This is a genomic window from Bacteroides sp. An279 (genome assembly GCF_002159615.1).
Classification (GTDB): Bacteria; Bacteroidota; Bacteroidia; order Bacteroidales; family Bacteroidaceae; genus Phocaeicola; species Phocaeicola intestinalis.
Genome location: NZ_NFJA01000090.1, coordinates 1 through 15366, shown reverse-complemented (window position 1 = coordinate 15366; position 15366 = coordinate 1). Strand labels below are relative to the sequence as shown.

General features: G+C 48.6%; 11 protein-coding genes. 9 read left to right on the top strand and 2 right to left on the bottom strand.

Going from position 1 to position 15366, the window contains the following annotated elements; genetic code table 11:
• Positions 1–263: 263 nt before the first annotated feature.
• The 5 genes from B5F78_RS13615 to B5F78_RS13595 all read left to right on the top strand — a co-directional run bounded on the left by B5F78_RS13615 (position 264) and on the right by B5F78_RS13595 (position 4857).
• Positions 264–2069 (top strand): amino acid ABC transporter substrate-binding protein, encoded by a 1806-nt coding sequence (locus B5F78_RS13615; protein ID WP_087406970.1) that lies wholly within the window; start codon positions 264–266, stop codon positions 2067–2069.
• Between the two features lie 278 nt (positions 2070–2347).
• The gene (locus tag B5F78_RS13610; protein ID WP_087406968.1) at positions 2348–3043 is read left to right on the top strand and encodes a porin family protein; all 696 of its coding nucleotides are present in this window, start codon (positions 2348–2350) and stop codon (positions 3041–3043) included.
• Positions 3044–3171: 128 nt separating this feature from the next.
• Positions 3172–3927 (top strand): exodeoxyribonuclease III, encoded by a 756-nt coding sequence (locus B5F78_RS13605; protein WP_013618606.1) that lies wholly within the window; start codon positions 3172–3174, stop codon positions 3925–3927.
• Positions 3924–4292 carry a diacylglycerol kinase family protein gene (locus B5F78_RS13600; RefSeq protein WP_087248916.1) on the top strand — a complete coding sequence of 123 codons (369 nt, stop codon included), beginning with the start codon at positions 3924–3926 and terminating at the stop codon, positions 4290–4292. The genes B5F78_RS13605 and B5F78_RS13600 overlap by 4 nt, the downstream gene beginning before the upstream one ends.
• Positions 4293–4296: 4 nt before the next feature.
• On the top strand, positions 4297–4857 hold the full coding sequence (locus B5F78_RS13595; protein ID WP_087406967.1) for a phosphatase PAP2 family protein: 561 nt from the start codon (positions 4297–4299) through the stop codon (positions 4855–4857).
• Between the two features lie 304 nt (positions 4858–5161).
• On the opposite strand, the gene B5F78_RS13590 is transcribed toward B5F78_RS13595, so the two are convergent.
• The gene (locus B5F78_RS13590) at positions 5162–5626 is read right to left on the bottom strand and encodes a MaoC family dehydratase (protein WP_013618596.1); all 465 of its coding nucleotides are present in this window, start codon (positions 5624–5626) and stop codon (positions 5162–5164) included.
• Positions 5627–5774: 148 nt separating this feature from the next.
• A complete protein-coding gene (locus B5F78_RS13585; RefSeq protein ID WP_140400164.1) occupies positions 5775–6494 on the bottom strand; it encodes a hypothetical protein in 720 nt (239 codons plus the stop codon).
• Positions 6495–6815: 321 nt separating this feature from the next.
• Here B5F78_RS13585 and B5F78_RS13580 point away from each other — a divergent pair, with 321 nt between their 5' ends.
• The 4 genes from B5F78_RS13580 (at position 6816) to B5F78_RS13565 (ending at position 15245) form a co-directional block, all read left to right on the top strand.
• On the top strand, positions 6816–9317 hold the full coding sequence (locus B5F78_RS13580; RefSeq protein ID WP_087406969.1) for a heavy metal translocating P-type ATPase: 2502 nt from the start codon (positions 6816–6818) through the stop codon (positions 9315–9317).
• Positions 9318–9422: 105 nt separating this feature from the next.
• Positions 9423–10229 carry a hypothetical protein gene (locus tag B5F78_RS13575; protein ID WP_140400162.1) on the top strand — a complete coding sequence of 269 codons (807 nt, stop codon included), beginning with the start codon at positions 9423–9425 and terminating at the stop codon, positions 10227–10229.
• Between the two features lie 2 nt (positions 10230–10231).
• Positions 10232–14485, top strand: a complete 4254-nt coding sequence (locus B5F78_RS13570) for an AAA domain-containing protein (RefSeq protein ID WP_087406964.1) — start codon at positions 10232–10234, stop codon at positions 14483–14485.
• 13 nt (positions 14486–14498) lie between these two features.
• A complete protein-coding gene (locus B5F78_RS13565; protein WP_022039509.1) occupies positions 14499–15245 on the top strand; it encodes an SDR family NAD(P)-dependent oxidoreductase in 747 nt (248 codons plus the stop codon).
• Positions 15246–15366 lie beyond the last annotated feature (121 nt).

The window sequence follows — 15366 nt, the reverse complement described above, 5'->3', positions numbered from 1 at the left end:
GTTTTGATTTGCAACTATAAAATTACTCATTTTCTGCGATATGCGGAAATCCCTGTGCCTCTTTTATATCCCAAGAAGAAGGTTATCTATTAACTTGCGAAACTTGAATCAATTATATTTTCCTGTGTGGTACCCTGTATCCTGTGGTGAACTTTTTATTTCCCAAAAAATCTTACACGGAGAGCAAATTCTTGGGAATATCCATTAGCCTACCGATAAAAATGCGTATTTTTGCCCGTTCAAACAATTCAAGAGACAAAAAGATGAAATTCATTCATATTCTTTGCGTAGCGGCTGCGTTGTGGATAGGTAATCCCGTACTGAACGCACAGACCGCGGGCGATGCGGGATTTTTCCTGCATACCGTGGCACAGGGGCAAAGCTTATATTCTATTTCACGGATGTACAATGTGCCGGTAAGTGATATCGTGCGTCTGAATCCCGGAAGCGACCAGAAAATCCGCACGGGCGAAACGTTGAAAATCCCGCAAGCATCTGCTGCCAAGCAGGGACCGCAGTATCATACCATTCAGCGGGGGGAAACCCTGTATCAGCTGACTGTGAAATATGGGGTGACTGCGCAAGCCATTTGTGCTGCAAATCCTGGTCTGAGTGCCAGCAATTTCCGTGTGGGGCAGGTTATCGTGGTTCCGGCTCCTGATGAAAAGACAGAGGCACAACCTTCTTCTACTCTTGCAAAACAGGGTTCGGAACAGGCGAAAGACGAATGGAAGACAATGCACAAGGTGCAACGCCGTGAAACCATATTCAGCATCTGCCGCCAGTATGGCATCAGTGAAGAAGAATTGCTGGCGGCGAACCCTGAGCTGAAGAAAGGTAAGCTGAAACGGGGAACCTTCCTTTTTATCCCTTATCCAGAGGCGGAACGCCAGGCTATGGCAGAGGTGATAGAGGCGGCAAAACAGGCTGCTGCCGAGCCTACCAACGAGGAACTGTTCAGGCAAAATGCTGCTGAAAAGAAACCCATTCATACGATTAAAGTGGCACTGGTGCTCCCTTTTTCGAAAGAGAACGGTGCACAGCGCGAGCCACAGACACGTATTGTGGAGTTTTACGAAGGTTTTCTGATGGCGGCAGACAGCCTGAAACGTCAGGGAGTGTCGATGGATATCTATGCCTACGATACCAAGGAGACTAAGGCAGGTGCCGAAAAAATTCTGGCAGACAGCCGGATGAAAGAGATGGATTTGATTGTGGGGCCGGTAAATGCCGCTTCGATTGCTCCCTTGACGGATTTTGCCCGGCAGAACAATATCCGGTTGGTGGTGCCGTTTGCTCCTAAGGTAGACCAGGTGTTCAACAATCCTTTGCTTTACCAGGTGAATACGCCACAATCGTATCTGTACTCGGAGGTATACGAACATTTTCTCCGTAAGTTCGGGCGGAGTAATGTGGTGTTCCTTGATGATGGTACGCCCGACCCTGAAAAAGCCGATTTCATTAAGGGAATGAAGGCGGAACTGAAGGATAACGGTGTGCGTTTTACCCAGATACGCCTGGAGGGGGAAATTGACCCTGCCCGGGTTATCAGTGCGATGGACACGCTGCAACAGAACATTTTCGTACCGCTTTCGGCACGCAGTACAGCGTTGACAAAACTGGTTCCTCATCTTACGCTGGTGCGCAAGGAACATCCGCATTTCGACATGCACCTCTTCGGTTATCCTGAATGGCAGACCTACACGCAGGATTTCCTTGCCAACTTTTACGAACTGGACACGTATTTTTATTCGTCGTTTTATACCAACAACCTGTTTCCAGCCGCCGTGGACTTCACACATGCCTACCGGCACTGGTATAGCAAGGATATGGCGAATATCTATCCCAAATACGGCATGCTGGGGTTTGACATCGGTTATTATTTCCTGAAAGGGCTTTCGCAGTATGGCAACAAATTGGAAGACAATCTGGACCGTATGAAGGTGGTACCGATACAGACCGGATTCAAGTTTGAGCGGGTCAATAACTGGGGCGGATTCATCAACCGCAAGATATTCTTCGTACATTTCTCGCAAAATTACGAACTGGTCAAACTTGATTTTGAATAAGTAAGTATGCAAAATGAAATAATATTATCAGAAACACAGATTTTCGCGGATTAACGCAGATTACTTTAATTTACGATTTGACAATTTACTATTTGAGCATTAAATCGTACTTCGTAAATCGAAAAATAGTAAATCAAAAGAATTCGCGAAAATCTGCGTTAATCTGCGTTTCTGAGCTGACACATTATATAAACTATTTGAATATCCGCAAACATCCCATGTAGGGGCAATTGGGTGGAATGCGGATATTAAAATAAACTAATTCTCAACATCTACTTATGATGAAAAGACTTTACATACTTATCATTACCGGACTATGCCTGCTGGGGGCATCTCCCGCCCAGGCGCAACTGCAAGACCAGCGGAGCAACCTCTCCATAGGCGTAAACGGCGGCGTCAATTTCAGCTCTATCAGTATCACGCCCAGTTTCAAGCAAGGCAAACAGGTAGGGCCGGCATTTGGACTGACCGTGCGTTATATCGGCGAAAAATATTTCAAGATGATATGCGGTATACAGGGAGAAGTGAATTTCTCGCAACGCGGATGGAAGGAAGTGATAGAAGATGGGACAGGCGATACATATCACCGCACGATGAGCTACATCGAAATCCCCCTGCTCGCCCACCTGGCTTTCGGGAAAGACAAGGGGAACGGCGTGCGTTTCGTGCTCAACCTGGGACCGCAAGTGGGATACCTGATAGGGGAAAAAGAAACGATGAGCGACCCTTGGGACCCTTCGGGACGTGCTCCCAACGAGCAATACGGCAAGATGGCAGACCGGAAGTTCGATTATGGCATTGTAGGCGGGGGCGGCATGGAGGTACGTACGGGTATCGGTCATTTTGTGCTGGAAGCCCGTTATTACTTCGGCTTGTCGGATTTTTACAACAATTCAAAGAAGGACCCGTTTTCGCGCTCGGCACATTCGTACATCGGTGCCCGGCTGACTTATCTGTTTGATTTAAAGAAATAAGGGAATCAGGTATTAGGGGCTAGTTGACTAGGTACTAGGTAACTAGATTTTAGATACCATTAGTAAAACTATTCAGAACCTGGTCAACTAGTACCTGATACCTGGTCAACTAGTAAAAAACAAAATATATGAAACTCATCTCTTGGAACGTAAACGGACTGCGGGCGTGCTGCGACAAAGGCTTCCGCGACGCATTCACCCGGCTAAATGCCGATTTCTTCTGCCTGCAGGAGACCAAAATGCAGGCAGGGCAGCTCGACCTGGCTTTCGACGGCTATACCTCGTATTGGAACTATGCCGAGAAGAAAGGCTATTCGGGCACCGCCATCTTTACCCGCCACCAGCCCCTGAACGTAAGCTACGGCATGGGCATCGACGAACACGACCGTGAAGGACGTGTCATCACCTTGGAAATGGAGAACTTCTATTTAGTAACGGTCTATACCCCCAACTCGCAGGACGGACTGAAGCGCCTGGACTACCGGATGACGTGGGAGGATGCCTTCCGCCGGTACCTCTTGGAACTTGACGCAAAGAAGCCCGTGCTGGTATGCGGCGACCTGAACGTGGCGCACAAGGAGATAGACCTGAAGAATCCGAAGACCAACCGCATGAACGCAGGCTTCACCGACCAGGAACGCGAGAAGTTCCAGACCCTGCTGGACGCGGGATTCATCGATACGTTCCGCTATTTCTATCCCGAACAGGAAGGCATTTACTCGTGGTGGTCGTACCGCTTCCGGGCACGCGAGAAGAACGCGGGGTGGCGCATCGATTACTTCCTCGCCTCGGCACGGCTCGCCGGCAAGCTGGAGAGCGCAGCCATCCATACCGAAATATTCGGTTCCGACCATTGCCCGGTAGAGGTGTGCGTAAGGATATGAAAAACGACGGCTTTACCTTCCGCAAGCGGATGAAGAGTTTCCGCTATGCATTCCGCGGGATATACCTGCTCGTCCGCTACGAACACAATGCGTGGATACATTGTGCCATCACCGCATGCGTGCTGGCGGCAGGCTTTCTTGCCGGATTATCGCGCATGGAATGGGTCGCCATCGTCCTGTGCATCGGCATGGTATTTGCCGCCGAAGCCCTCAATTCCTCCATCGAGGCGCTTGCCGACAGGGTATCTCCAGCATACGATGAAGCCATCAGGCGGACCAAAGACCTGGCCGCCGGAGCCGTATTGATTCTCGCCATCGCTTCCGCGGCAATCGGGCTTTTGATATTTATCCCCAAACTATACTGAACAGATGAAGCTGAAAGCATTTACACTATACATCCTGCTCCTCCTTACGCTTCCGCTTTCCGCCCAGCAAATCGAGGTCAGCGGTTCGCGCAAGGCGGTGCGCACATCGGGCGATGTGGGAGCGGTATTGCTTCCCGTGGCAGGACTAACCGCCGTATTGATTCAAAAAGACTGGGAAGGGTTGAAACAAGGGACATTCTCCGCCCTTGCCACGGCAGGCGTCACGTATGCCCTGAAGTACAGCATCAGGAAAGACCGCCCCGACCACAGCGACCGCCATTCGTTCCCCTCGATGCATACCGCCACATCGTTTGCCGCGGCGGCATTCATCCAAAGGCGGTACGGCTGGAAATGGGGGCTTCCGGCATACGTGCTGTCCACCTACGTGGGCTGGAGCCGGATATACGGCAAAAAGCATGACGGATGGGACGTACTTGCCGGAGCAGCCATCGGCGCCGGATGCTCGTACATCTTCACCCGCCCGTTTGCCCAAAAGCATCAGCTGACAATCAATCCCGTAGCAGGCGACGGATGTGTCGGGATTTATACTTCGATGAGGTTTTAAGGAAGGAGTTAAGGAGTTAGAAGGAGTTAAGGAGTTAGAAGCCAATAGTTTTTTGAATATCCGCATTTCACCCAATTGCCTTGTAGGGGCGTATCGCATACGCCCGAATACGTCAACTAATCCACGTGGATGTCTTCAGGGCGTATGCCATACGCCCCTACATGGGATGTTTGCGGATATTCAATTAGTTTTGTTGGTGGAAGCACTCGTGAAGGTATTGGCTTAACTTCTTCTAACTCCTTAACTCCTCTAACTCCTTCTAACTCCTTCTAACTCCTCTAACTCCTTCTAACTCCTTAAATATTCAACAGAAATAATACAAGAACGTGGCGATGCCTTCCAAGGCTTTCTTCTTCTGTCCCTCGATTTCGATGAAGAACTTAATTTCGGCCTTTGCCGTGCCGCGCAAGTTGACCAGCGAATGGAGTTCAGCCGTCATGCGGATGCGTTGCCCCGACAATACAGCCTGGCCGAAACGCATCTTGTCCATCCCATAGTTTACCATCATCTTCAGGTTGTTCACTTCGATAATCTGATTCCAGAAATACGGAAGCAGGGAAAGGGTCAGATAACCGTGTACAATGGTGCTCTTGAAAGGGCTTTCCGTTTTCGCACGTTCCACGTCCACATGAATCCATTGATGATCCAGCGTAGCGTCGGCAAACTGGTTGATACGCTCTTGCGTCACTTCCAGCCAATCGGACACGCCGATTTGCTGGCCTAACAATCTCTCAAATTCTTCGTACGAATTAATTACTACTTTGCTCATACACCTTATGTTTAAAAACTTGTTATGAAGAACAAAGGTAAATAAAAAAACAGATAAGATTGCATGAGTTTAGAAGTATTTTGCCGATAAATGTCGGATTTTGTGGGCTTTTTGTCTGTTTGTAGCAAATAGTTGCTTGTGCCGGATTTTATTGCGGAGTCAAGTCGTACATGACTCCGAATTTCCAGTTGACTCCTTTTTTGCCTTTCATCCGGAAGTTCAGTTCCAGGTTGTCGTGCGGAGCCCAGGGCACGAAGTGGCTGTTCGTCCCGATAATTTTTTGGCGGAAAGAATGTTGATACATCAGTCCTATTTTCGTGCGTGGGGTTAACAGATATTCAATGCCAAAGTTCAGTCCGAAGTCTTGGTGTAGGGAATAATCATTTAGGGTAGGATCTGTAGGGTTCAGTAATGGCAAGGAGTATTGTGAGATGAAACCTCCCGTCAGCAGGTTGAACCGATAGACTACTTCCATATTGTACAAAAAACGCATATAGGCGAGTGTACCCATAGCCGGTATGGTTTGCCAAAGACTATACCCTTGCCACCTGCCCCAGCTGTATTCCGATTCGTAATCGTAAGCATAGGGCGAAGCTTTGAAGTGGATATCCCGGGATCCCCAGGGCAGAAGCCAGTATTCTACGTGCGACATATCGGTCAGGTTTGCCGTGTCTGCCTGCAGAGTGTATGTTTCCTTGTTTATTGCTTGCTCTTTTATCCTGTCAGTAGAAATGTTGTGTATTTGGGGAAGATTGCTTTTCAACGTACTGTCTGTGTGTTGTACAGATCGTTCTTGGTTTACTTCCTGTCCATAAGCTGACAAGGTGAGGCATAATGCCATTAATTCTAGTATTACAGTTCTTTTCATAAATTCGGTTCTTGGTTCTGCTCAAAGATAGGACTATTTGCCTGAACTCTTTCAAAGAACAGGTTAAATAGTCTGAAAGGAAAGAGGACTTTTGAATGTTTTGAGATCCTTGAACATTTCGCGCCTTTTCTGTATGCCCGGCATACACAAAAGGCACAAATTGATGCCGCTCAATGCATCAAGATATTTTCGCAAACCGGTTTGGCTCTTCTGCTATAATTGGCAGTATGGGGATATTTTATAAAATATATCCATAATAATATAAAGGTATATCCGAAAGGCTTGTTAACTTTGCAACCAAACTATAAAATGCGAATTGATATGAGTCAATCTACAATCCATAAACAGACGTTTCCCGTATTGGGTATGAGTTGCGCTGCTTGTGCCGCACGGGTAGACAAGACCCTGAACCGCCAGCCTGGCGTATGTGAAGCAAGTGTGAATTATGCAGCGGCTACGGCCACCATAACTTATGATGAAACGCAATGTTCGCCCGGACAGTTGAAGAAAGCTGTGCAAGATGCGGGTTATGACCTGGTGACTGATACGGAAAAGAATAGTGTTGAAGTGGCTGAAAATGCTCATACCGAGCGTTACAAGCATTTGCGCTTCCGTACCTTGTGTGCCATAGCCCTGGCTTTGCCTGTTGCTGTTATCGGCATGTTCTTCATGGATATGCCCTATGCCAACTGGATTATGTGGATTCTTTCCACACCCGTAATTTTCTGGATGGGGAGTGAGTTCTACATCAATGCCTGGAAGCAATTGAAACATCGTTCTGCCAATATGGACACGCTGGTGGCAAACAGCACCGGCATCGCTTACCTGTTCAGCCTGTTCAATCTGTTCTTTCCTGATTTCTGGTTAGAGCGTGGCGTGATGCCTCACGTCTATTTTGAGGCGTCAAGCGTGATTATTGCCTTTATCTTGCTGGGACGTATGCTGGAGGAACGTGCCAAGGGACAGACGTCCAACTCTATTAAGAAGCTGATGGGCTTGCAACCCCGTACCGTGACCCTCGTCCATGCCGACGGGACGATGCAGGTGGTTGGTATTGATGAGGTGAAGGCAGGGGATATGCTGGTGGTAAAACCGGGCGAACGTATCGCTGTAGACGGAAAGGTGACCGAAGGAAACTCGTATGTTGACGAGAGTATGCTAAGCGGCGAACCCGTGCCGGTGTGGAAAAAAGAAGCCGACAATGTCTATGCCGGAACCATCAATCAAAAGGGAAGTTTCCGTTTCCGTGCTGAAAAGGTGGGAGCTGATACGATGCTGGCACACATCATCCGTGCCGTGCAAGAGGCGCAGGGAAGCAAGGCACCGGTACAGAAGCTGGTTGATAAGATAGCTGGTATTTTTGTTCCTGCCATTATGGGGATAGCCCTGCTTACGTTTATTCTGTGGCTGGTATTGGGCGGGACAAATGGTTTTACCCACGGTTTGCTGTCTGCCGTAACGGTGCTGATTATCGCTTGTCCTTGTGCATTGGGGCTTGCCACTCCTACCGCCATTATGGTTGGTATAGGCAAGGGGGCTGAACAAGGCATTCTCATCAAAGATGCCGAGAGCCTGGAGGTAGCGAAAAAGATAGACACGATTGTGCTGGACAAGACCGGTACCATTACCGAAGGGAAACCCGTCGTAACCGATGCCGTATGGAATACGCAGGACAAATATCTGCAAGCCGTTTTCTATGCATTAGAAAGATGTTCCGAGCATCCGTTGGCAAATGCGGTTGTACAGTATGCGGAAAGTCTTGCCGATGCCGGAGCACGCATTGTTATCGAGCATGCGGAAAGTGTGACAGGGCAGGGCATTAAAGGTATATCGGACGGCAAAGCTTATTATGTGGGTAATTCCCGCTTGCTGGCAGAACATCATATCCGTATTGCTGATGAATTACAGAAACAGGCGGATGTCTTTGCTTCCGAAGCCAAAACGGTTGTATGGTTTGCCGACACCGAAGTAGCGTTGGGGGTATTTGCCATAGCCGACCGTATCAAGCCCACTTCGAAAGCTGCCGTCGAAAACCTGCAACGCCAAGGCATATCGGTGATGATGCTTACCGGTGACAATCGGGTGACGGCGCAAAGTATAGCCCGCCAGGTAGGTATCAATGATTTCCGTGCAGAGATGCTTCCGCAAGACAAGGCAGAGGTTATCAGGCATCTTCAGGCAGAAGGCAGGCACGTGGCGATGGTGGGCGATGGCATCAATGATAGTTCGGCACTGGCACATGCCGACCTCAGCATTGCGATGGGGCAAGGAAGCGATCTGGCGATGGATGTGGCAAAGATGACTTTGATTTCGTCCGATTTAGGTAAGATAAGCGATGCCATCCGGCTTTCGGTCTTCACCACCCGTACCATCCGCGAGAACCTGTTCTGGGCATTTATTTATAACCTGATAGGTGTGCCCATTGCTGCCGGTATCCTTTATCCGATAAATGGTTTTCTGCTCAATCCCATGCTGGCTGGGGCGGCAATGGCTATGAGTAGTGTTAGTGTAGTGACTAATAGCCTGCGCCTGCACCGCAAGCGCATCGGAAAACCCGTAGAGGCTGTATCTGTGGAGCCTGTTCCCGGGCAGGTCGTTTCGCATGCCTTAAGCCGTACCTATCGTGTAGAGGGAATGATGTGCAATCATTGCCGCACGTATGTGGAAAAGGCGTTGAATTCGATAGCAGGAGTAGAAGCACAGGTGACACTGGAACCTCCTGTCGCTACTCTTACTTATGCTGATGGCAAAGCATTGCCATTGGATGCTTTGCAACAGGTAATTACCGAAAAGGCTGGAGACTATACCATTAGCGAGGAATGAAAAAGGAGTTAACGCCTTTTAACTCCTTTATCCCCTGCAGAGGAGTATTTTGGAAAAATAAAAATCGTATCTTTGTCTCATTGTATAACATTAGGAAATGAAGATATGAGAAAGACTCTTGTAAGAAGTTTATTATACATCGTCCTGCTGGCTGGAATTGTTTCGTTTGCTTCGTGTAAGGACGATGATTATGGAGCTATTTTTTTGTCGCTTTCATCAGAGGCAGACTTGGATTTTACCGACAGTGTCCTGACGCTCAGCCCGTACAGCGCAGGGGCTACGTTTCATATTTCGGGTGGTGACGGGATGTATGTCATTACCAATCCCGATACCACTGTTATCGACTATCGGTATGATGGGAATGTATTGACCGTGATACCTGTAGGACTGGGCAGTGCCGAACTGAACATTACCGACCGGGCATGGAACCGGTATACCCTGCAGGTTACCGTGGCTTATCCCGAAACAACCTATACGATAAGCCGCATTGAAGGCGTGGTGCGAGGTGCAGAGCTTACACAAAGCCAGACACTTGCCATTCAACGTGATATTGAGAGCGCCCCGTTGGTGCAGGCAGGTGGAAAATATGTGTTCACCTATACCGATAAGGAGGCTGCGTCGGGTATTGTCACCATCTATCCTTCGGCTTCGACCAGTAATATGTTGCATGGTATCTTTACGCAGACAGAGGATACGGATCAGACTCGGATACATATCGTACTGACCAACGGAAGTACTTATGAATTTATATTGGGTATGACTTCTGTACTATTACCCGGATATGATGACAGCCGGACGGAGACGAGTCCGGCGCGAGTCTTGATGCAGGATGTTACCGAGACCTACCGTTCACTGTATCCGGCATTGGAGAAAGCATATTGTGTGCAGCATATTCCTGGTGAAGCCCTCTGAACATGGCAGAACGCATCGAACTTCAGGCGTTTGATTTGTACCGGCGAATCGAACAGATACATCATAGACCTCCAGTTGCTCCCGAAAATATAAAGCCTAAATACGCCGCCCTTTACAAGGTGTTGGAGGAGGCTTGTTACGAGTTGACGCAAGGCATTACCCTTTCGTTTTCCAACTTGTTTTCCAGGCTGGACTATGTATGCAAGGAAAAGGGGATGACACCATCCGACCGTTATGCCGTCCAGACCATGCGCCGGAATGCTAAGGAAGCGATGCACAAGGGATTCTCTCCCGATAAAGAAACCTATCTTTCCGATTTGCGTGCACTTTGCCGTTTTGTGTCGGTGGCGTTCGGTGAAGATATTCCGGTATCACTGATAGCAGACCTTCCTCATCAGAACCGTCCGTATCACGTCTCTTCTTTGAAGCATGTACCGTATGTGCGTGCGGTGGTCTCCAGCTGGACCGATGAACGTATTTATGCAGCTACCGATAACGGAGAAGACCCGTTTATCATCATCAATTACAGGGAAGGCGGATATAACGGTGATATGGCTTATTTGTCCGGGCTTCTGACTGAAAACATGCAGCTCAATCTGCTGGATGTACGTATCGACGAACATCACGAGTATGTTCCGAAACTGATTGTGGTACACCCTGATTACCTGATAGATATCAGTTCACTTGCCGTTTGCTTCCGTGAGTACGGGCATCATCCGCTCAATTATTTCATCAACAAAATCAGGCCAAAAGCCAATACATACCATATCCTGTTGGGAAACCTTGCCGGACAGTTTCTCGATGATTACATCAACGAGCAGGAGGATATTCCTGTCACTTATGCCCAAACGGTGAAGAAATTCTTCGCTACATCGGCATTGGAGTTCTGTACGTGTGAGATTCCCAATGATTTCCACTCTTTGGCACAGACACAGATGATGAACATACGTTCGTTTGTTCACGACCTTTTGCCGCATAACCTGGAAGCGTTCGAGCGGCGGGAGGCTTGGCTGGAAGCATCTTTCATTTGCGAAAGTCTCGGCCTTCAAGGGCGTGCCGACCTGTTGCAAAAGGACCTGAAGGTGCTTATCGAACAGAAATCGGGCAAACGGGATGAGTACAATCATCGTCATAAAGAAGACCATTATGTGCAGATGATGCTTTATCAGGGGGTACTGATGTACGGTTTCGGCAGGAGTGCCGATGATACGCAAACTCTTCTGTTGTATTCGAAATACCAGGACGGGCTGATGCTGGAACACTTTTCGGAAAGCTTGTTTCGCGAATGTATCCGTTTGCGCAATCAGATTGTGGCAAACGAAATAATATTGGCAAACGGGGGTATCGCTGCAATCATAGACCAACTGGATGTGGAGGTACTGAATGAGAAGAAAGACCACGGCAAGCTTTGGACCCGTTATCAGGAACCTGAATTGAGCAGTCTGATTCACCTCCTCAAGCAGGGAGACCCGTTGGAACAGGCTTATTTCCGCCGTTTTTTCACTTTTGTATCCAAGGAGCAATTGTTGGGAAAGACGGGAGGGAATACCGGTTCATCGCAAGGGTTTGCCGGTTTGTGGCATACGCCCCTTGCCGGGAAAATAGAGGCGGGTAACATCCTGTTGGGCTTGAAGATTCTTTCCCGCCGTCAGAGTGCACCAGGTAAAGGATACGATCGGATAGAATTGAGTGTACCTCGGCAGGGAGATGATTTCCTTCCTAATTTCCGTACAGGAGATATAGTCGTGCTGTATGCTTATCGTGGTCAACCTGATGTGCGCCGGCATATCCTGATGAAAGGTAATCTGGTAGAGATTTATCCCGACAGGATACTTGTCCAGTTACGTAACGGACAACAGAATCCCGACATCATCGGAACGGATACAGATACTTTTGCCATTGAGCACGATTTCTCGGATGCTTCTGCCGGCAATGCCATCCGTGGACTGTATGCTTTCCTTTCCGCTTCTACCGACCGAAAGGACTTATTGCTGGGCAGGCGTGTGCCCGGACGGGATACTTCACGTACATTGAACGGTTCGTACGGAAGGTTTGATGAACTGGTCTTGAAAGCAAAGCAATGCGATGATTATTTCCTGCTGGTTGGTCCACCGGGAACGGGCAAGACTTCGTGTGCCCTGCGCTATATGGTGGAAGAAGCATTGACCGACCCGGCGTGTTCTTTGTTGCTTTTGTCTTATACCAATCGTGCTGTAGATGAAATCTGCAATATGCTGACCAGTTCGGGCATTGCCGGACGGCATCCCTTTATCCGCATCGGGAACGAACTGGCCTGCGATAAGCGGTTTGTGCCTTATCTGTTGAATAATAGTCTTGCCGATTGTCCTAAACTGGCAGATATCCGTGGGAAGATACTCCGCACCCGTATTTTCGTGGGAACTACTACCGCCATTAACGGACGTCCTTACCTCTTCCATTTAAAACGTTTCACCCTTGCTATCATCGATGAGGCTTCGCAGATATTGGAGCCCGACCTTATAGGCATTCTTTCTGCGCGTCACAAAGACGGGAATGCCATTGGCAAGTTTGTCCTGATAGGCGATTACAAGCAATTACCTGCCATTGCTTTGCAAAGCGAGGAAGAAGCCCGGGTGACCGACCCTTTGCTGCTGGAAATCGGATTGAATGATTGCCGTAATTCTTTGTTCGAGCGCTTGTACCGTGGGTGCAAACCAGAGTTTTGCAGTATTTTGCACAAGCAAGGACGGATGCATCCTTTAATTGCAGAGTTTCCTGACCATGCGTTTTATTCCCGCGAACAATTGGAACCGGTACCGCTTCCGCATCAGCAAGAAGCGTTGCCTTACGTCCTTCGTGAACCCGAAGACAACCTTGACAGGCTGATGTTGTACCGGCGTATGGTGTTCATTGCATCCGATACGCCGGCAGATACGGCTCATTCCGAAAAGAGTAATCTTTACGAAGCACGCATTGTCGCTACTTTGCTTTGTCGCATCTACCGGTTTATGGGAACGGCTTTTGATGCTGGCAAGACTGTGGGGGTTATTGTGCCTTATCGCAATCAGATAGCCATGATACGGCGGGAAGTGGCACACCTGGATATTCCTGAGCTGGAGAAAGTAACCATCGATACGGTAGAGCGTTATCAGGGAAGCCAGCGTGATGTCATTATCTATTCGTTTACTGTACGCGATTTCAATCAGCTGAACTTCTTGACTGCCAATACGTTTCGTGAAGGCGATGCGATAATCGACCGTAAGCTGAATGTGGCAATCACCCGTGCCCGTAAGCAACTTTTCCTGACCGGAAACCCACGAATATTGGGAGCCAGCCTTACGTTTTACAAGCTGATGGAGTATATCCGTATGCATAACGGTTATATCCACGTGCCACTCGACCGGTTTTGCCAAGGTGATTTCGAATTGCCTGACCTCAAATCGGGATGGGACTTGTGTTCTGATAATTATCCCTTGTCGCAGCCTTTTGGGCAAACATTCGATGCAGTAGTCGCAGATTTGTTTCCCAAGATACCTGTCAATGTCAACGATGATACACAGGTACGTGAACAGATAGCTTACGGACGTTGCGATTTTCAGTTTGCCGGGTATCCTGACCGGCTGGTACAACTGTATACCTATTATTATATGCGGCGCAGTTATTGTGCGGCCCGCGCTTTCTACGAACTGGTAGGAGGATGGCTTTTCCCTGCTGTCCGCAACGTGTCGGCAAGGGTGGTTTTTTGCGACCTTGCCTACGAGGGTGGATCTTCGGGACTGGCATTTGCCGATGTGTGCAAACGTTTGCCGCACATCGACCTTGCCTATCTGGGGGTGTGTCCGGTAGAAGAAATGCTTGATATTGCGCGTCTGATGTTTCGTTCGGATGCTTACCGTCTGGTACAGACAAATTTCTATACTCAGGCTGAGAAAGTGCCTCCGGCTTTCTGGAAAATGCATGCAAAAGTATCGGAACTGATAGTTTTCAATGTGTCGAACCTGTTCGACCGCATTACGCCCGGAAAGGCACGCGGCTGGGCCGAATACCTGAACCGGTTGATTGCGGATTACCCGCTCAACCATTATGCCGTGTTTTATCGGGATGATACGGGTGAACGTGCCAACCGTCATTCTTACGATGTGTTCTGTGCACACCTTTCTCCGGCATTTGCCATGCTTAATGAACGTATGCCCCTGAATGGAGACTTTTATTATAACCGGCATGCCGAAGGTGTTCCTGTATCAGAATCTTTTATCTATGAAGTACGAACTACTTAACTTCTTGACTTTTATGAATCTACAGAATCAGAAACGTGCAGTCATTGTAGGAGCTACCTCCGGCATCGGATATGAAACCGCCTGTCTTTTGCTGAAAGAAGGCTGGATACTGGGCATAGCCGGACGTCGTGAAGGGTTGTTGAAGGCATTTCAGCGTAAGGCTCCTGCGCGCATTTATTACCGTGTAATAGACATCCGGAAAGAAAATGCCCCTATCGAACTGGAGGCGTTGATAACTGATTTAGGTGGTATGGACTTGTATCTGCATTGTTCCGGTATCGGACATCAGAATTACAACCTCGATGCCGATATCGAGACTGATACGGTACAGACCAATGTAGTAGGGTTCACCCGTATGGTAGATGCGGCATTCCGTTATTTCGGAAACCGGGGCGAAGGGCACATTGCTGTAATCAGCTCCATTGCCGGCACCAAGGGACTGGGCATCGCTCCTGCTTATTCGGCGACCAAAAGATATCAGAATACCTACATCGACGCCCTTGAACAGCTTGCCTGCATGCATGGCTGGACAGGTATCTGTTTTACCGATATCCGTCCAGGGTTTGTCCAGACAGATTTGCTGAACGACGGAAAACATTATCCGTTCCTGATGCGTCCCGGTAAGGTGGCACGTTGCATTGTCCGTGCTATTCACCGCAAGCAGCGTATGGTAGTCATCGACTGGCGTTACCGTCTGCTGGTAGGAGCCTGGCGTTTGCTTCCCCGCTGGTTATGGAAACGTCTGCCGGTTAAGAATTAAGAAACGGTTTTGAGAAGCTGTTTTGAATTTATCGTGCGATGATTTGGGATGAGTTTTTGAGGCATTTTCGCTTCTGTGATGAGGAAGATAGCGGGCTATCTGACGAAGAACAGGGGCGAAA

Coding starts and splice junctions, on each gene's coding strand:
- B5F78_RS13570 (WP_087406964.1), top strand. CDS start 10,232: ATGGCAGAACGCATCGAACTTCAGGCGTTTGATTTGTACCGGCGAATC.
- B5F78_RS13590 (WP_013618596.1), bottom strand. CDS start 5,626: ATGAGCAAAGTAGTAATTAATTCGTACGAAGAATTTGAGAGATTGTTA.
- B5F78_RS13610 (WP_087406968.1), top strand. CDS start 2,348: ATGATGAAAAGACTTTACATACTTATCATTACCGGACTATGCCTGCTG.
- B5F78_RS13600 (WP_087248916.1), top strand. CDS start 3,924: ATGAAAAACGACGGCTTTACCTTCCGCAAGCGGATGAAGAGTTTCCGC.
- B5F78_RS13565 (WP_022039509.1), top strand. CDS start 14,499: ATGAATCTACAGAATCAGAAACGTGCAGTCATTGTAGGAGCTACCTCC.
- B5F78_RS13580 (WP_087406969.1), top strand. CDS start 6,816: ATGAGTCAATCTACAATCCATAAACAGACGTTTCCCGTATTGGGTATG.
- B5F78_RS13585 (WP_140400164.1), bottom strand. CDS start 6,494: ATGAAAAGAACTGTAATACTAGAATTAATGGCATTATGCCTCACCTTG.
- B5F78_RS13605 (WP_013618606.1), top strand. CDS start 3,172: ATGAAACTCATCTCTTGGAACGTAAACGGACTGCGGGCGTGCTGCGAC.
- B5F78_RS13595 (WP_087406967.1), top strand. CDS start 4,297: ATGAAGCTGAAAGCATTTACACTATACATCCTGCTCCTCCTTACGCTT.
- B5F78_RS13575 (WP_140400162.1), top strand. CDS start 9,423: ATGAGAAAGACTCTTGTAAGAAGTTTATTATACATCGTCCTGCTGGCT.
- B5F78_RS13615 (WP_087406970.1), top strand. CDS start 264: ATGAAATTCATTCATATTCTTTGCGTAGCGGCTGCGTTGTGGATAGGT.